Annotated in this window: 15 protein-coding genes; 8 read left to right on the top strand and 7 right to left on the bottom strand. The window is 71.7% G+C overall.

Translation table 11 applies throughout. The annotated features are described in order from the left end of the window. Window positions 1-333 precede the first annotated feature (333 nt). From EIM48_RS05555 to EIM48_RS05565, 3 genes are all read right to left on the bottom strand, one after another. The gene (locus tag EIM48_RS05555) at window positions 334-1,005 is read right to left on the bottom strand and encodes a hypothetical protein (protein ID WP_233581641.1); all 672 of its coding nucleotides are present in this window, start codon (window positions 1,003-1,005) and stop codon (window positions 334-336) included. Between the two features lie 215 nt (window positions 1,006-1,220). After that, entirely contained in the window at window positions 1,221-2,159 is a 939-nt protein-coding gene (locus EIM48_RS05560) for an alpha/beta hydrolase (RefSeq protein WP_233581642.1), read from the bottom strand. Window positions 2,160-2,173: 14 nt separating this feature from the next. Beyond that, on the bottom strand, window positions 2,174-2,752 hold the full coding sequence (locus tag EIM48_RS05565; RefSeq protein ID WP_233581643.1) for a TetR/AcrR family transcriptional regulator: 579 nt from the start codon (window positions 2,750-2,752) through the stop codon (window positions 2,174-2,176). A 238-nt stretch (window positions 2,753-2,990) separates the two neighbouring features. On the opposite strand from EIM48_RS05565, the gene EIM48_RS05570 reads away from it, so the two are divergent. Continuing rightward, entirely contained in the window at window positions 2,991-4,094 is a 1,104-nt protein-coding gene (locus EIM48_RS05570; protein ID WP_028915602.1) for a Glu/Leu/Phe/Val dehydrogenase dimerization domain-containing protein, read from the top strand. Between the two features lie 293 nt (window positions 4,095-4,387). Further along, window positions 4,388-5,545 carry an isovaleryl-CoA dehydrogenase gene (locus EIM48_RS05575; RefSeq protein ID WP_125108638.1) on the top strand — a complete coding sequence of 386 codons (1,158 nt, stop codon included), beginning with the start codon at window positions 4,388-4,390 and terminating at the stop codon, window positions 5,543-5,545. 220 nt (window positions 5,546-5,765) lie between these two features. Here the strand turns inward: EIM48_RS05575 and EIM48_RS05580 are convergent, their stop codons facing one another. After that, entirely contained in the window at window positions 5,766-8,582 is a 2,817-nt protein-coding gene (locus EIM48_RS05580; protein ID WP_125111267.1) for a S8 family serine peptidase, read from the bottom strand. Between the two features lie 146 nt (window positions 8,583-8,728). Between EIM48_RS05580 and EIM48_RS05585 the strand changes: the two genes are divergently transcribed. The 5 genes from EIM48_RS05585 (at window position 8,729) to EIM48_RS05605 (ending at window position 14,411) form a co-directional block, all read left to right on the top strand. Then, window positions 8,729-9,904, top strand: coding sequence for a thiolase family protein (locus tag EIM48_RS05585; RefSeq protein WP_019399519.1), 1,176 nt, complete (start codon window positions 8,729-8,731; stop codon window positions 9,902-9,904). 122 nt (window positions 9,905-10,026) lie between these two features. Then, window positions 10,027-10,368, top strand: a complete 342-nt coding sequence (locus tag EIM48_RS05590) for a hypothetical protein (protein ID WP_019399518.1) — start codon at window positions 10,027-10,029, stop codon at window positions 10,366-10,368. Between the two features lie 529 nt (window positions 10,369-10,897). Further along, window positions 10,898-11,257, top strand: coding sequence for a hypothetical protein (locus tag EIM48_RS05595; protein WP_019399517.1), 360 nt, complete (start codon window positions 10,898-10,900; stop codon window positions 11,255-11,257). A gap of 102 nt (window positions 11,258-11,359) precedes the next feature. Continuing rightward, a complete protein-coding gene (locus EIM48_RS05600; protein ID WP_125111268.1) occupies window positions 11,360-12,967 on the top strand; it encodes a carboxyl transferase domain-containing protein in 1,608 nt (535 codons plus the stop codon). Between the two features lie 106 nt (window positions 12,968-13,073). After that, complete coding sequence (locus tag EIM48_RS05605; RefSeq protein WP_233581644.1) at window positions 13,074-14,411, top strand: glycosyl hydrolase family 8; 1,338 nt, start codon at window positions 13,074-13,076, stop codon at window positions 14,409-14,411. 63 nt (window positions 14,412-14,474) lie between these two features. Here EIM48_RS05605 and EIM48_RS05610 read toward each other — a convergent pair whose 3' ends face one another. The 3 genes from EIM48_RS05610 to EIM48_RS05620 are packed head-to-tail and all read right to left on the bottom strand — an operon-like array spanning window position 14,475 to window position 16,840. Next, window positions 14,475-14,720 (bottom strand): DUF6587 family protein, encoded by a 246-nt coding sequence (locus EIM48_RS05610; protein WP_125111270.1) that lies wholly within the window; start codon window positions 14,718-14,720, stop codon window positions 14,475-14,477. 12 nt (window positions 14,721-14,732) lie between these two features. Continuing rightward, complete coding sequence (feoB, locus tag EIM48_RS05615) at window positions 14,733-16,592, bottom strand: ferrous iron transport protein B (RefSeq protein WP_125111271.1); 1,860 nt, start codon at window positions 16,590-16,592, stop codon at window positions 14,733-14,735. Next, window positions 16,589-16,840 carry a FeoA family protein gene (locus EIM48_RS05620; RefSeq protein ID WP_125076340.1) on the bottom strand — a complete coding sequence of 84 codons (252 nt, stop codon included), beginning with the start codon at window positions 16,838-16,840 and terminating at the stop codon, window positions 16,589-16,591. Before EIM48_RS05620 ends, feoB begins: the two co-directional genes overlap by 4 nt. 146 nt (window positions 16,841-16,986) lie before the next feature. On the opposite strand from EIM48_RS05620, the gene EIM48_RS05625 reads away from it, so the two are divergent. Next, on the top strand, window positions 16,987-17,778 hold the full coding sequence (locus tag EIM48_RS05625) for an enoyl-CoA hydratase-related protein (protein WP_028915608.1): 792 nt from the start codon (window positions 16,987-16,989) through the stop codon (window positions 17,776-17,778). Window position 17,779: the final 1 nt, after the last annotated feature.

The raw sequence follows: 17,779 nt of genomic DNA on the forward strand, positions 1-17,779 counted from the left end.
GCGACGCCCTGCATCGCGGCGGCGCCCGGAAGGCCGGGTGGCACCCGGGGATCCCGCCATGCACGCGAAGTCGTCCGCCAACGCCGTCCGGCGGCGGTTCCCCGGCAGCAGCGGCGGGCCGCGCCCTGCGCCATCGATGTGCGATGGCATCGGGGCCGCCCTCGCGGCCCCGGCCATTGAAATGCGACGCCTACGCCTAGCCCGGATAAGGAAGGCCGCATCCGGGACTCCGCCGCAGCGCGTTGGCGACGCGTCGGGCCCCGCCATCGCCCCGGCACTGTAGCGGCGCGGTGCGTTCCGCCTGCCCGGGCTATATGCCGCCGGTGATCGCGATCAGAACCGCGCTTCGATGCCGACGGTCACGGTGTCGGCGCGGTTGAACTCGTAGTCGGCCCAGTAGTAGGAGCTGGCGTAGACGTAGCTGGTGTAGAGCAGGTTGAGGTTGGCGTTGCGGCCCAGGTCCACGCCGACGCCGATGCCGGCGTAGCCGCCATCCACTTCCCCGGCCCACTCGCCCTCGCCCACGTCGGCGGCCCAGTAGCCGGCACGGACGATGCCGTACCACGGGTTGTGGCGGCCGAAGTTGAAGCGGCCATTGAAGCCGATGCTGCGGAACTTCACCTCATCGAAATGGATCCCCTGCCAGCGGGTGTCGGCCAGGCGGCCGGCGCCCACCTCGATGCCCAGCAGCGCGACCGGACCCGCCTGCCAGCGGTAGCCGGCGTTGAACGAAACCGCGTCCTGGTCGATCTCCTCGTAGATCCAGCCCTTGCCGAGCTGGGCGCCAACGAAGAAGCCGCTGCCGTCGCGCTGCACCGGGCGGTAGTACTGGGCCTGCTGGTAGCTCATCGCCGCCGGAAGCTCCGGCTCGGACGGCGGCGGCGGCGCCTGGGTGGTGCGGCCTTCGCGGTACTGCTTCCACGCCTGGGACACGGCCTGGGCGTGCGCGGGCTGGGTGGCGCCGGCCAGCAACAGCGCGGCGAGGACGACTGCATGACGGTTCATGGGCTTCCCCCCTGTGGTGTGGACGATCCCCGCATCCGTGCGGAAGGGGGACCAGGCCGCCAATTCCCTGGCGGGCCGGGGAAAGCCGCGCGCGACCACCACGCCGGCGGCGCCGGCGTGTGGTCGGGCAGTTGCTGGGCGCGCAGGCGCGCCGACGGCCCCCCCCCGTGCGGCGCGCAATCTGCGATGCGGTTCACATAAAGTCAAACATGGTTTCAGGCGAGCCCGAACGGCAGGTTGGGCGAGGACACCACCCGCTCGCCCACCGCCTCGCCGCGCAGGAAGCGCAGCGCCGCCTCCACCACCTGCGGTTCGGAGGCGATGCGGTGGTGGCCCAGGCCGCGGGTGCTCAGCAGGCGCGCGCCCGGCCACAGGCGGGCGTAGCGTTCGCCCTCCTCCCACGGCACGTCCTCGTCCTCCACGTCGTGCACGACCAGCGCCGGCACGCCCAGCGCGGGCAGGTGCAGGTGCGCGGCCAGCTGGTCCACGGCAATGCCGATCTGGCGTTCGAAGCGCTCGAACATGCGCGCCACCAGCGGCGGACTCAGGCCGATCGTGCGTCCGAAGCGGTGGCCGGCCTCACGCATGTCCGCCGCCGGCGCCAGCAGCACCACCCGGCCGGCGCGCACGCCTTCGCGCAGCGCCAGCACCGCCGCCGCGCCGCCCATCGAGTGCGCGACAAGGGCAGCGGCCGGGCCGTGCTGGCGGGCCACGTCGGCCAGCGCCGCGGCGCAGGCCGGCAGGTTGGTCTGGCATGGCGGGTTGCGCCCGTGCCCGGGCAGGTCGAAGGCGACCACGGCGTAGCCGGTCGCGCGCAGCGGCTCCACCCACGGCCGGCAGCGCAGGCCGAAGCTGGACCAGCCATGCGCGAACAGCACATAGGGCTGCAACGCCGGATCGCCCCAGGTGTAGGTAGTCAGCACGTGGCCGCCGCTTTCCACCTGGCCGATGCGGGCGTCGTCGCAGGGGGCGGCCAGGGCGCGGCTGCGCGAGCTGGGCAGCGGCGTGGCGAACAGCCGCGAGGCATGGCGCACGGTGGTGCGCGGTGCCAGCCAGCTGCCGGCGCGGAAGGCCCAGCGCAGGGGGCGCGGGACGCCGGATTTGCGAACGGTCGTGCTTTTTTGAGGCAAAGAAGAAGGCTTTGCGGCATCCATGGCACAGCTCCGTATCAGCGGGGGGGAGTGGCCGGGCCGGCATCGGCCCGGTAGCGGTCGAACAGGTCGTGCAGGGCGCGGCGCGCCAGGTCCGGGGCCTGCGGGTCGTGCAGGCGTACGTGGTGCAGGCCGTACATCAGACCGTGCAATTCGAAGGCCAGCAGCTTCGGGTCGGTGCCAGGGCGCAGGTGGCCCTCCTCGACGGCCTTGCGCACCGCGGTTTCGACCACGCCGCGCCAGCGCTCCATCAGTTCGGTGACGAATTCGCGCATCGGGCCGGGGCGGCCGTCGTACTCGGAGATCGCGCCGAGGAACACGCAGCCGTCGGGATGGGCCAGGATCCAGTCCATCCAGCCTTCGATGACCGCCTGCAGCCGCGGCAGGCCACGCGGCCGGCGCAGGGCCGGCACCAGCACCTGGTCGGTGAAGCCGGCAGCGGCCCATTCCAGGGTCTGCCGCACCAGGTCCTCGCGCGAGCCGAAGTGGGCGAAAACGCCGCTCTTGGACATGCCCGCGGCATTGGCCAGCTCGCCGATGCTCACCCCCTCCAGCCCGACCCGGGCCGCAAGCTCGCAGGCGCGGCCCAGGAGCATGTCGCGGGTATGGGCTCCCTTGGCGGTGGCAGGCGCGGGCAGGTTCATGGAACGCAAAATAGCACGATCGTTCGTTCGGACAAGCCTTCGCGGGAGCGGAGTTGGAACCGGTTTAGAATGCGACCCGCGACGCATGCCCTCCCCCACCCGGCCACGTCGCTTTTTTGTTTCCGGACCCGGCGCCCGGCGGTGCCGGCCGGCCCGCCGCCACGCGCGACCCGACGACGCGGAGCCCGCCATGCTGTTTGAAACCCTCGCCACCTCCGGCCACGAACAGGTGGTCTTCTGCAACAACCCCGACGTGGGCCTGAAGGCGATCATCGCGATCCACAGCACCGTGCTGGGCCCGGCCCTGGGCGGTGTGCGCATGCGCCACTACGCCGACGAGGCCGACGCGGTGCGCGACGTGCTGCGCCTGAGCCGCACCATGACCTACAAGAACGCGCTGGCCGGCCTGAACATCGGCGGCGGCAAGGCGGTGATCCTGGGCGACCCGAAGACCGACAAGACCGAGGCCCTGTTCCGCGCCTTCGGCCGCGCGGTCGATGCGCTGGGCGGGCGCTACATCACCGCCGAGGACGTGGGCACGGACGTCAACGACATGGAGCTGGTGTACCTGGAGACCGAGTACGTCACCGGCGTGCACCAGGTCCACGGTGGCTCCGGCGACCCGGCCCCGTTCACCGCCTACGGAACCCTGCAGGCGCTGATGGCCAGCCTGCAGCGCAAGCTGGGCCACGAGGAAATCGGCAAGACCAGCATCGCGGTGCAGGGCCTGGGCCATATCGGCATGGAGCTGGTGAAGCTGCTGCGCGAGCGCGGGGCCAAGCTGTTCGTCACCGACCTGGACCCGGCACGCGTGGAGTACGCGGTGTCCGAGTACGGGGTGGAGGCGGTCGGCGTGGACGAGATCTACGACGTGGCCGCCGACGTGTTCGCGCCGTGCGCGATGGAAGGCGCGCTGACGATGGAGACCATCGAGCGGCTCAAGGCGAAGATCGTGTGCGGCTCGGCCAACAACCAGCTGGCCAGCCATGCGGTGGGCGACGAGCTGCACCGGCGCGGCATCCTGTTCGCGCCGGACTACGCGGTCAACGCCGGCGGCGTGATGAACGTGTCGCTGGAGATCGACGGCTACAACCGCGAGCGGGCGATGCGCCTGATCCGCAGCATCTACCACAACGTGGCGAAGATCTTCGACCTGTCCGAGCGCGAGAACATCAGCCCGCAGTACGCCGCCGACCGCATCGCCGAGGCGCGCCTGTCGGCGATCGGCAAGCTCAAGCTGCCGATGGGCCGCTCGGCCCCGCGCATGGGGCATCTGCGCGGCGAGCAGCACTGAGGAAAAAAAGGCCCGGGTTCCGGGCCTTTTTTTCGGGATTCGGGATTCGGGGTCCCGGTGCGGCCTGTGGCCTTGCGGGCATATGTGCCTGCGTACGCATAGGGTCGATGCGCCTGCTACGGGTGACCTGCTGCCTTTCCGGGTGTGGCCGTGGGCCTTGTCCGGGCTGTGTACATGGCTGCCGGGCAGCGGAGAACCCCCATCCCGGCGGCGTTTGTTGCGTCCGCACATGACGCTTTCGCGTCCCGCACTACACTAGGTTCAAATGAAACAATCAGGGAGTGAGGCGGCCGATGCGAGCGTTCCAGCTTGGGGAGGAAATCGACGCGCTGCGTGAGGCCGTCCAGCGTTTCGCCGAAAGCGAGATCGCGCCGCGCGCGGCGCAGATCGACCACGACAACGCGTTCCCGCAGGACCTGTGGCCCAAGCTGGGCGAGCTGGGCCTGCTGGGCATGACCGTCGCCCCGGAATACGGCGGCAGCGGCATGGGCTACCTCGCCCACCTGGTGGCGATGGAGGAAATCTCGCGCGCCTCCGGGTCGGTGGGGCTCAGCTACGGCGCCCATTCCAACCTGTGCGTGTCCAACCTGTTCCTCAACGGCAACGAGGCCCAGCGCCGCAAGTACCTGCCGAAGCTCTGCAGCGGCGAATGGAAGGGCGCGCTGGCGATGAGCGAGCCGGGCGCCGGCTCGGACGTGGTCGGCTCCATGCGCTGCAGCGCCGAGCTGCGCGACGGGGTGTGGATCGCCAATGGCAGCAAGATGTGGATCACCAACGGCCCGGAAGCCGACGTGCTGCTGGTGTACATGCGCACCGCGGGCAAGGAGGCCGGCAGCCGCTGCATGACCGCCTTCATCGTCGAGCGTGGCATGCGCGGCTTCTCCACCGCGCAGAAGCTGGACAAGCTGGGCATGCGCGGCTCCAACACCTGCGAGCTGGTGTTCGACAACTGCGAGATCCCGCAGGAAAACGTGCTGGGCGAGGTCAACCAGGGTGTGCGCGTGCTGATGAGCGGCCTGGACACCGAGCGCCTGGTGTTGACCGGCGGCCCGATCGGGCTGATGCAGGCGGCGCTCGACATCGCCCTGCCCTACGTGCGCGAGCGCAAGCAGTTCGACGCGGCGATCGGCACCTTCGGCCTGATGCAGGGCAAGCTCGCCGACATGTACACCGCGTTGCAGTCCAGCCGCGCCTTCGCCTACCAGGTGGCGCGCGACTTCGACGAAGGCCGGCGTTCGCGCGCCGCCGCGGCGGCCTGCCTGCTGCATGCCTCCGAGGCCGCGGTGCAGGTGGCGCTGGAAGGCATCCAGGCGCTGGGCGGCAACGGCTACATCAACGAGTACCCGGCCGGCCGCATCCTGCGTGATGCCAAGCTCTATGCGATCGGCGCCGGCACCAACGAGATCCGGCGCATGCTGATTGGCCGGGAACTGTTCGAGGGCCGCGGCTGAGCCTGGCCCGCATGGCCCGGACAGGGCCGAAGGCCGCATCCGGCGACTTGCGCACGGGAGTCGCCCCCGGACCAGTCCTGCGGCAAGCCACAGCGCGTGGCGACGCGCCAGACCTCGCCGGCGCCCGGGTACTGCGGCGGCGCGGTGCGCGCCGCCTGCCCGGGCCAAGCGGCTGCGCCATTGAAGTGCGGCGGAAACGCCGCCGGCCACGCGCGGCGTTTCAGAAGTCCACGGCGTACTGGAGACTGGCCTGGCGTGCGTCACCGCGCGGTCCGAAGCGCTGGTCGAGGCTGAAGCCCAGCTGCGCGTGACGGCCGAGCCGGGTGCGCGCGCTCAAGCCGAACAGGCCACCGCCGCGGGTCGGATCAGCCGCGGCCAGCGGCGACCAGGCATCGACGCCGACGAAGCTGGCCAGCGGCGCCAGCCCGGCGCTGGACAGGGTGTGCTGCCACTCCGCATGCCCCTGCAGCTGCCACGCGCCGAAATGGCCGAACGCGCGCAGGCCGGCCAGGCCCTGGCTGCGGCGGGCATCGAGCGCGGCGCTGCGCAGGCCGAAGCCGGCGGCACCCTGCTCGCGGAAGCCGTCGCTCTGGACCTGCGCGTATTCCAGGCCCAGATACGGCACCAGGCCGCTGGCGCCGGTGCCGAAGCGCCAGCCGGTTTCCAGCGCGGCCACGGCAAAGCGGCCGTCGTAACCGGCATGCACGGCGTGGCGGCTGGCACCGGCCAGCAGCTGGCGGTCGGTGCGGCGCTGCCACTGGCCGCTGCCGAACTGCCCGGCCAGGTAGGCGCGCTCGCCGTGCACGCCGGCATAGGCCTGCACCTGCGCCTGGCGCTCGCGGCTGCGGTCGCCGAGCGCGCGCAGGCGGCTGTCGCCATGGGTTTCGGCCACGGCCAGGCCGGCAAACCTGCGCCCGTCCAGGCGCAGATCGTGGCCTGCCATCCAGCCGCTGACCCGGGCATCGCCGTGCGCGCCGCCGGCCAGCGCCGGTGCCCCCAGGGATTCGATCCAGCTGCTGCTGCTCTGGGCGCCGCCGGCCAGCTGGTCCAGGCGCGAGGACAACGTGCGCCGGCCCAGGTCCAGGCTGTCGAAGGTGGCGGCCATGGCCGCGGCATGCAATTCGCCGGAGAGGCTGCGCAGGGTGGCGGCCGCCGACTGTGCGTCCTCGGTGCGCTGGATGGCACCGGCAATGCGCTCGAAATCCGCGCCGGCCGCCGCCGGCACGCCGTTCTGGTCCAGGCTCGAGAACGCCGATTCCAGGCGCCGGGCCGCGCCCAGCGCGGCCGGATCGCCGATGCCCAGCGCGGCGGCGGTGGCGGCCACGTCCACCCGGCGCAGTTCCATCCACACCCTGCTGCCGCCATACACCAGCGAGGCGTCCAGGAACACGCCCGGGCCCGCGCCCAGCCCGTCGAAGCGGCCGGCCAGGCCGCCCTCGGCGGACAGTACGTCCTCGCGCACCTGCATCACGTAGCCCTGGCGCTGGCCGATGACCTGCACGTCGCCGCCTTCGATGGTGGCGCGGCCTCGCACCTGCATGCCGCCATTGCCCAGCACCAGGGCCAGGCGGCCGCCGGCCTGCTGGGTGTAGTCGCCCATCACCACCAACGGCGCGCCCTGCGCGCTGCCGCCGCCGTCGACCACGACGGTGCCGGCGTTGACCAGGTCCGCGCCCAGTTCGGTGACGCGCTCCAGCCGCGCGCCGCTGGCCACGTGGACGTCGGAGGCGGACAGGCCGCCGGGCGCGCGCAGCACGCCCTGTTCGATCCGGGTAGCGCCGGTGTAGGTGGACGGCTTCTCCAGCACCAGGGTGCCGCTGCCGCGCTTGACCAGGCCGCCGGCGCCGCTGATCGGGTTGCTCCAGGCCGATTCGCCCTCGAAGCTCGCCTCGACGTCGCCCCAGTCGAACTTCGCCGGCCCGCCAAGGGCGCGCGCCACGTTCAGCAGGCCGTAGCCGAACACCGCATCCGGGCCGGGCGCGCCGATGTCGGTGGCCGTGCCCAGCAAGGTCTGGCGGACCAGGTCGTTGTCGAAGTACGGGAACTTCTCCCACACCAGGGCTGCGGCGCCGGACACCAGCGGCGCCGCGTACGAGGTGCCGGAGCCATAGTAATAAGTGGTGTTGCCCGCGGTGGCGTCGTGCCCGGGGTAGACCGAGGTGCCGGGCGCGGCCAGGCAGTAGTCGCGGCCCAGGCCGCAGGCATTGGCGTAGGAGGCCAGGCGGTCGGGACGGCTGGTGTCCACCGCGGTGACCGCCAGCCAACCACGTTCCAGGTCGGCCGCCGGGCGGGTGCCGTTGGGCCCGGCCTGGCTGGGCAGCGAGGCGGTATCGGTGGGATTGGCGCGGCCCTCGTTGCCGGTGGCGAACACCACCAGGCCGTCGTGGTCGCGGATGAAGAAGCGGTACTCCTCGGCGATCTGCGCGGTGACGCTGTCCCGGGTCCAGTACAGCCCGCCCCAGGAGTTGTTCATGATGCGCATGCCGCGCGCGGCCAGGTCCTCGTGGACCGGGCGCAGGCCCAGCGGGCCGCTGACCTCGTTGCCGCGGCCGGAGCCGTCGTCGTCCGGGCGCCTGTCGTTGATGACCCGCGCCGAGAGGATGGTCGCCCCCGGTGCCACCCCACCCGGCCAGGGCCCCACCGGCACGCCGGCGGCGAGCAGGGCCACCGTCGTGCCATGGCCGACCACGTCGTCGACCGCGAGGTTGTTCGCCTGCGGATCCACGTAGTTGAGGTTGGCCGCCACCCGCCCGGCCAGGCCCGGGTGGTTGCGGTTCACGCCGGTGTCGATCAGGCCGATGGCATAGCCGGCACCGGTAAGGCCGCCACGTTGCCGGGCGCTGGCGTTGGTGATGGCCAGGTGCGCGTCCGCGGCCGGCTGCGGGACGTCGCTGGAAGGCGGCGGGGGCGTCGACGGATTGCCCGGGCGGACATTGCCGCCGCCTCCCCCGCCACCGCAGGCGGACAGGGCGATGGCCACGGCGGTCGCCAGCAGCACGCGTGCGGCGCCGGAAGGATGTCGGGCACTTCCCTGCATCGTGTTCTCCCCGAAGGCGTGGCGCGGACGCCGCCATGGCCGTTCTATACCGCAAGCGTGCGCGGCTTGTCGCCTGCCACCGTGGGTGTGGCGCGCCCCTGCCGGGTGTGCGGATAATCGCGGCTCACCCTTTGCGAGGCACCCCCATGTCCGACATCGTGATCGTCGCCGCCAAACGCACCGCCATCGGTTCCTTCCTCGGCCAGTTCAACGGCGTGCCCACGCCCACCCTGGGCGCGGCCGCGATCGGCGCGGCGCTGGAGCAGTCGGGCGTGCCCGCGGCCGATGTGTCGGAAGTGATCATGGGCTGCGTGCTGCCGGCCAACCTCGGCCAGGCGCCGGCCCGCCAGGCGGCGCTGGCCGCCGGCCTGCCGACCTCCGCCGGCTGCACCACCATCAACAAGGTGTGCGGCTCGGGCATGAAGGCGATCATGCTCGGCCACGACCTGATCAAGGCCGGCTCGGCCTCGGTCGTGGTCGCCGGCGGCATGGAGTCGATGAGCAACGCGCCGCACATGATCCCCAACTCCCGCACCGGCAACCGCTACGGCGGTTTCCAGGCGGTGGACCACATGGCCTGGGACGGCCTGACCAACCCGTACGACGGCCAGTCGATGGGCGTGTTCGCGGAGAAGACCGTGGAGAAGTACGGCTTCACCCGCGAGGAGCAGGACGCCTACGCGATCGAGTCGGTCAGGCGCGCGCAGGCGGCGCAGGCCAGCGGCGCGTTCGAGGGCGAGATCGTCCCGGTCAAGGTCGCCACCCGCAAGGGCGAGGTGGAGATCGCCAGCGACGAACAGCCGGGCAAGTCCGACATCAACAAGATCCCGACCCTCAAGCCGGCATTCAAGAAGGACGGCACGGTCACCGCGGCCAGCTCCTCCTCCATTTCCGACGGCGCCGCCGCCACCGTGCTGATGTCGGCCGATGACGCCGCCCGCCGCGGCCTGCAGCCGCTGGCGCGGATCGTCGGCCATGCCACCTTCTCGCAGCAGCCGGAGTGGTTCACCACCGCCCCGGTGGGCGCCATCTCCAGCCTGCTGGACAAGGTGGGCTGGAAGGTCGACGACGTGGACCTGTTCGAGATCAACGAGGCGTTCGCGGTGGTGGCCATGGCCCCGATCCGCGACCTGGGCATCCCGCACCAGAAGCTCAACGTCAATGGCGGCGCGTGTGCCCTGGGCCATCCGATCGGCGCCACCGGCGCGCGTCTGGTCGTCACCCTGGTCAACGCACTGCGCAAGCGTGGGCTGAAGCGGGGTATCGCCGCGCTTTGCATCGGCGGAGGAGAGGCTACCGCTATCGCTCTGGAAATGGTGTAATCGTTTTCACGACGCCTTTACGGAACCTCACCTGTTGCTGCTTGACAGCAGAAACGGCCTTGTCATCATGTTGGCGGCGCGCAATAGCGCGTTGCCCAACTAAACGACGAGGAATATCCAACATGAGCATCAACAAGCTGCTGATCGCCCTGGCCCTGGGTCTGGCCCTGGCCGCGTGCTCGAACTCCGAGCAGGCGCAGGACGCGGCTGCTGCCGCTGACACCGCCGCTGCCGAGGCTCAGGCTGCTGCCGACGCCGCTGCCGCCGAGGGCTCCGAGGCTGCCGACGCCGCCCAGGTCGCCGCCGATTCGGCCGCTGCTGCTGCCGACACCGCCGCTGACGCCGCCGCTTCGGCCGAGGGCGCTGCCACCGACGGCGCCGCCGACGCTGCCGCCGACACCGCCGAGGCTGCTGCCGACGTTGCCGAGCAGGCCAAGGACGCTGCCGAAGAAGCCAAGAAGTAATAAGGCTTTACAGCACGCTGCACGGAAGGCCGCCGGGAAACCGGCGGCCTTTCGCTTTATCCGGATCCCGCTTTGCGGATGCGCGCGATATTCCACGCTTGCGGTTTTCCACCGGAATGGGCCGGCGCAACGCTGGCCGGATATCCATGCAACGGGCAGGCTCGCGCGAGCCAGGCGGCGTTCGGCCGCACATGCCGCACTCCTGCCTCCTACCCGCTACGCCTCACCGCGCGTATTGCCCCGCTCCACTGGCCCCAACGGTAGGGGCGCATGGCTGCGCCTGCGGGCCTTCCGCGCCACCCCTGCGCCGCTCCATACGGTGGCCTGCCAGCTGCGCATGAAAACGTTTAGCTGCTTCCGCGGAATGGCCTCCGGACCCCAAACCTGAATACGCAGATGAACGGCAGTTCAATAGTCCCAGCCTATTGCTGACTGGACTGTTCAGCCGGTTCACGGCACGCCCACCGCGGCCGGGGAATGCTGCCGCCGCGCCAGCCTGGCGCCCCATTCCCCGGAACAGGAGTCGACCATGACCCGCAACCGCATCCTGCTGATCCCCGCCGCCGCTGCCCTCGCCCTGGCCTTGGGCGCCTGCGACAACTCCTCGCGCGAGGAGGCCCGCGCCGAGGCCGCGGCCGCCGGCGACCATGCCGCCGCGGCCGGCGAGCACGCGGCCGCCGCTACCCGTGAGGCCGCCAGTTCGGCCGCCGATGCCACCCGCGAGGCCGCGGCCGACGCCGAAGTGCACGCCCGCGAGGCCGGCCAGCGCGCCGAGGCCGCCACCCGCGAAGCCGCCGCCGACGCGGCCGAAGCCACCGCCAACGCCGCCGACGCGACCGCCGACAAGGCGCGCGAGGCCGCAGCCGACGCCCGCACCGACAACGACTGATCCATCCGGGCCGGCCGCGCCGCGGCCGGCCCGTGTTGCGGCGCCAGAAGGCGCCAGGGACGCGCTGGCTTATCCTCCGGGCACGCCTAACCGACGATTCCCATGCCCGTCCTCCGCAGCCAGATCGATACCCGCTCCCCCGAATTCCGCGAAAACGAAAGCCACCACCGGCAACTGGCCGAGGAACTGCACCAGCGCCTGCAACGGGCCGCCGAGGGCGGTGGCGAGAAAGCCCGCCAGCGCCACGTCGAACGCGGCAAGCTGCCGGTCCGCGAACGCATCGACGCCCTGCTCGATCCCGGCTCCCCGTTCCTGGAGATCGCCCCGCTGGCGGCCGAGGACATGTACGACGGCGCCGCGCCCGCGGCCGGCATGGTCTGCGGCATCGGACGGGTGATGGGCCAGGAAGTGGTGGTCGTGGCCAACGACGCCACGGTCAAGGGCGGCACCTATTTCCCGATGACGGTGAAGAAGCACCTGCGCGCGCAGGAGATCGCGCGCGAGAACCGGTTGCCGTGCATCTACCTGGTCGACTCCGGCGGCGCCTTCCTGCCGCTGCAGGACGAGGTGTTCCCGGACAAGGAGCACTTCGGCCGCATCTTCTACAACCAGGCGCGGATGAGCGCGGAGGACATCCCGCAGATCGCGGTGGTGATGGGCAGCTGCACCGCCGGCGGCGCCTACGTGCCGGCGATGTGCGACGAGAGCATCATCGTCCGCGGCCAGGGCACGATCTTCCTCGGCGGCCCGCCGCTGGTGAAGGCCGCCACCGGCGAGGTGGTCGATGCCGAGGCGCTGGGCGGCGCCGACGTGCACACTTCGGTCTCCGGCGTGGCCGACCACTTCGCCGAGGACGACCGCCATGCGCTGGAGATCGCGCGCGGCATCGTCGGCCACCTCAACCGCCGCAAGCAGCCCGCCGTGGCGCTGCGCGAACCGCGCGAGCCGCTGTACCCGGCCGAGGAGCTGTACGGCCTGGTGCCGAAGGACACGCGCCGCCCGTTCGACATCCGCGAGGTGATCGCGCGCATCGTCGACGGCAGCGAGCTGGACGAGTTCAAGGCCCGCTACGGCAAGACCCTGGTCACCGGCTTCGCCCACGTGCACGGTTGCCCGGTGGGCATCGTCGCCAACAACGGCATCCTGTTCGGCGAGAGCGCGCTCAAGGGCGCGCACTTCATCCAGCTGTGCAACCAGCGCGGCATCCCGCTGGTGTTCCTGCAGAACATCACCGGCTTCATGGTCGGCCGCAAGTACGAGAACGCCGGCATCGCCAAGGACGGGGCGAAGATGGTCACCGCCGTGGCATGTTCGTCCGTGCCCAAGTTCACCGTGGTCATCGGCGGCAGTTTCGGCGCGGGCAACTACGCCATGTGCGGCCGCGCCTACGGCGCGCGCTTCCTGTGGATGTGGCCGAACGCGCGCATCAGCGTGATGGGCGGCGAACAGGCCGCCAGCGTGCTCGCCACCGTGCGCCGCGACGCGATCGAGGCCGGCGGTGGCCAGTGGAGCGCGGAGGAAGAGGAGGCGTTCAAGGCGCCGGTGCGCGAGCAGTACGAGCGCCAGGGCAGCCCCTGGTACGCCACCGCGCGGCTGTGGGACGACGGCATCATCGACCCGGCCGACACCCGCCGGGTGCTGGGCCTGGGCCTGTCGGCCTCGCTCAACGCGCCGATCGAGCCGGCCCGCTTCGGCGTGTTCCGGATGTAGCCGCGCGCAGCCGGCCGCCGCCCGTCGGCCGCCGCTGCCGTTCCGGCTGGAAGCCGCGCGCGGTTCTGCTATGGTCGGCGGCGCTTTCCTGGAGGGGATCCGCTGCATGCACCGACGTCTTCCGATCCGGCGCCTGGTCGCCGCCCTGCCCCTGCTCCTGGGCCTTGCGCTGTGCGCCTGCGGCGCGTCGGGCGAAGCCACGGCACAGGCCACGCCCACGCCGCCGCCCGCGGCCGCCGGCCCGGGCGCGGTCGCATCCGGGCAGTATCCTGACCTGTTCGCCGAGGCCGGCTACGACGCCGCCGCGGTGGAGGCGAAGATCCAGGCCGCGTTCCGGCAGCTGTTCCACGGCGACCCGCGCAACCAGGCCGTGTACTACCCGTCCGGCGCCAACGAGCACGGGCCGATGGCCTACATCCACGACGTCAACAGCAACGACGTGCGCTCGGAAGGCATGTCCTACGGGATGATGATCGCGGTGCAGCTGGACCGTAAGGCCGAGTTCGACGCGATCTGGAACTGGGCCGTGACCCACATGTACCACGCCGACCCGAAGCATCCGGCGCACGGCTACTTCGCCTGGTCGGTGCGCACCGACGGGGTGGCCAACGACGAGATGCCGGCGCCCGACGGCGAGGAGTACTTCATCACCGCCCTGTACTTCGCCTCGGCGCGCTGGGGCGATGGCGAAGGCATCTACGCCTACCGCAGCTGGGCTGACCGCATCCTCACCGACGTCCTGCACCGCGGCGCCATCACCGGCGCCACTTCGACCTCGAAGCGGGCCACCGCGGTGAACCTGTTCGACAAGGACGCGAAGATGGTCCGCTTCACCCCGGACCTGCCCAACGCCGCGCATACCGACGCCTCCTACCACCTGCCCGCCTTCTACGAGGTCTGGGCGCGGGTCGGGCCGGAAGCCGACCGCGCGTTCTGGCGCGAGGCGGCGCAGGTCAGCCGCGACTACTTCGTGCGCGCCGCGCACCCGAAGACCGCCCTGACCCCGGACTACGGCAACTTCGACGGCACGCCGTGGGCGGCGCCGTGGCGCCGCGAGTCGGCGGACTTCCGCTACGACGCCTGGCGCACCGCGATGAACTGGTCGATGGACTGGTCCTGGTGGCGGGCCGACCCGCGCCAGGTGGAGCTGAGCAACCGCCTGCAGGCGTTCTTCCACCGCCAGGGCCTGGACCGCTACGCCAGCCTGTACACGCTGGCCGGCAAGCCGCTGGGCGGCGGCCAGACCACCGGACTGGTGGCGATGAACGCCACCGCCAGCCTCGCCGCCGACCACCCGCGGCGGCTGGACTTCGTGCGCGCGCTGTGGGAACGCCCGGTGCCGGAAGGCCACCACCGCTACTACGACGGCATGCTCTACATGATGGCCCTGCTCCACTGCAGTGGCCGCTACAAGGCCTGGCTGCCGGAAGACACGGCGAACTGACCACCGGAAAACAGGAACGGGCGCCCAGGCGCCCGTTTTCTTTTGCAGCGTTGCTGGCCGCGCTCAGCGGCGCGGCGGCTCCGGGCCGCAGTTGTCGCAGCCGCCGCAGGCACCCCCGTTCCCGCTGGCCGGCGGCGCGACCATGCGTGCCACCCGGCGCATCCACGCCGGCCTGCCATCACGCACCAGCGGCGCGGCGATGGCGATGCGCACGCGACGCACGGTGCCGGGGAACTGGCGGCGCAGGAACATCCACAGCGCCAGCAGCACCACCAGTGCGACGATCACGTACTGCAGCCACAGCGGCATCGTGCGTCCTCCTCAGCCCGCGCCCAGGCGGATGGCGACCTGGTAGGTCAGCATCGAGGCCAGGTAGGCCAGGGCGAACAGGTAGCCGGCCGCGATGGCCATGGTCTTCCACGAGCCGGTCTCGCGCTTGATCGCCGCCCAGGTGGCGATGCACTGCGGGGCATAGATGAACCACACCAGCAGGGCCAGGCCGGTGGCCAGCGACCAGCCATCGGCGATCAGCGGGGTCAGCGCCTGCGCCGCGGCCTCGTCATCGGCCGCCGACAGTGCGTACACCGTGGCCAGCGAGGACACCGCCACCTCGCGCGCGGCCAGGCCCGGGATCAGGGCGATGCAGATCTGCCAGTTGAAGCCCAGCGGCGCGAACACCACCGCCAGCGCATGGCCGATGCGGCCGGCCAGGCTGTAGTCGATCGCCGGCAGGGTCGCGTCGGCCGGGGCCGCGGGGAAGTTCAGCAGCACCCACAGCAGCACGGTCAGGGCGAAGATGATGCCGCCCACGCGCTTGAGGAAGATCAGCGCACGCTCCCACAGGCCGATGGCCAGGTCGCGCGGGTTGGGCAGGCGGTAGGACGGCAGCTCCAGCAGCAGCGGATGCTCGCCCTTGTCGCGGCGCCACTTCTTCATCACGAACGACACCGCCAGCGCGCTGAGGATGCCGGCCATGTACAGGCCGAACAGCACCAGACCCTGCAGGTTGAACCCGCCCCAGACCTCGCGCGAGGGGATGAAGGCGCCGATCAGCAGCGCGTACACCGGCAGCCGCGCCGAGCAGGTCATCAGCGGCGCCACCAGGATGGTGGCCAGGCGGTCGCGTGGGTCCTGGATGCTGCGCGTGGCCATGATCCCGGGGATGGCGCAGGCGAAGGACGACAGCAGCGGGATGAAGGAACGCCCGGACAGGCCTGCGCCGGCCATCATCCGGTCCAGCAGGAACGCCGCGCGCGGCAGGTAGCCGGATTCCTCCAGCGCCAGGATGAAGGCGAACAGCACCAGGATCTGCGGCAGGAACACCACCACCCCGCCGAGGCCGGCGATGATGCCATCGGCCAGCAGGCTGGCCAGCGGCCCTTCCGGCAGGGTCGCCGAGACCCACTCGCCCAGCGCGCCGGTGCCGGCGTCGATCAGGTCCATCACCGGCGTGGCCCAGGCGTACACCGCCTGGAAGATCAGGAACATCACCACGGCCAGGGTCAGCAGGCCGAAGAACGGATGCAGCAGCCAGCGGTCCAGGGCGTCGTCGACCTGCGCGGTGCGCGCCGGCATGGACACGGTCGCCGCCAGCAGGCGGCGGGTCTCGGCGTGCAGGTCGGCGTCCGCGGGCAGCTGCACCGCCGGCGGCTGCGGGGCGGCGGCGAAGCGGTCGATCAGCTCGACCAGTTCGCGCGCACCGTTGCGGCGCACGGCCACGGTCTCCACCACCGGCACGCCCAGTTCGCGCTCCAGCGCGGCGCGGTCGATGGCGATGCCACGGCGGCGCGCGGCGTCGCTCATGTTCAGCGCGACCACCATCGGCCGCCCCATCTGCCGCACCTCCAGCACGAAGCGCAGGTGCAGGCGCAGGTTGGTGGCGTCGACCACGCACACCAGCATGTCCGGCGCCGGCTCGCCCGGGTAGAAGCCGCGGCACAGGTCGCGGGTGATGGCCTCGTCCAGGCTGGCCGGGTTGAGGCTGTAGGCGCCGGGCAGGTCCAGCACGGCGTAGCTGCGGCCGGACGGGGTGACCAGCCGGCCTTCCTTGCGCTCGACGGTGACGCCGGCGTAGTTGGCCACCTTCTGCCGGCTGCCGGTCAGCTGGTTGAACAGCGCGGTCTTGCCACAGTTGGGGTTGCCCAGCAGCGCCAGGCGCAGGCTCGCTTCCTGGGCGCTCATGCCGCCTCCGTGCCCGCGGGCTGCACCCGCACCCGGGCCGCTTCGGCGCGGCGCAGGGCGAAGCGGGTGTAGCCGACCTGCACCAGCAGCGGCTCCCCGCCGAACGGCCCCTTCGCCACCACCTGCACCGGCTCGCCGGCCACGAAGCCCAGCTCGCGCAGGCGGCGGGCGACGACGTCGTTGGGGTGGCGATCCTCGACGGAGGTGACCGCGACGGGCGTGCGCGGCGGCAGGTCTGACAGCAGCACGATGGCTCCGGACAATCAAGAATTGTTCTCAATTCTAGCATCGCGGCCAGGTGAAGGTTTCCGCTGGACCGGTCCTCGCCGCGCTGCGTCATGGCCGCCAACCGGGGCACCGTTATCATCCGAAACGGTTTTCCCCCGGAGCCGACATGGCCGAACCGCTGCTGATCCAACCGGCCGGCCCCGTGCTGCGCCTGCGCCTGAACCGGCCGCACCTGCACAATGCCTTCGACCCGGCCCTGATCGCCGCCCTGACCGCCGCGCTGGAACAGGCCGGCGCCGACCCGGCGGTGCGCGCGGTGCTGCTGGAAGGCGAAGGGCCCTCGTTCTCCGCCGGCGCCGACCTCAACTGGATGCGCGGCATGGCCGCCGCCAGCGAGCGGGAGAACCGCGAGGACGCCCTCGCCCTGGCCCGGCTGATGCGCACCCTGGACGAGCTGCCGCGCCCCACCCTGGCGCGGGTGCACGGCCCGGCCTTCGGCGGCGGCGTGGGCCTGGTGGCGTGCTGCGACATCGCCATCGGCACGCCGAAGGCCCGCTTTGGCCTGACCGAAGCCCGGCTGGGCCTGCTGCCGGCGGTGGTCTCGCCCTATGTCGTGGCCGCCATCGGACCGCGCCAGGCGCGGCGCTGGTTCGCCACCGCCGGGCATTTCGACGCCGAGGCGGCGCAGCGCATGGGCCTGCTGCATGCCGTGGTGGCCGAGGACGCGCTGGATGCCGCCGTCCAGGCCGAACTGGACCTGCTGCTGCAGGCCGGCCCGGTCGCCGCGGCCTCGGCCAAGGCGCTGGTGCGGCGGGTCGTGGCCGGCGGCCCGGCCGAGGCGCTGGATGCGGACAACGCCGCGCTGATCGCCGCGCTGCGGGTCTCGCCCGAGGGCCAGGAAGGCCTGGCCGCGTTCCTCGGCAAGCGCCCGCCTGCCTGGATCGGAAGCAAGGAATGAG

The organism is Pseudoxanthomonas sp. SGNA-20 (assembly GCF_003931635.1).
GTDB lineage: Bacteria > Pseudomonadota > Gammaproteobacteria > Xanthomonadales > Xanthomonadaceae > Pseudoxanthomonas.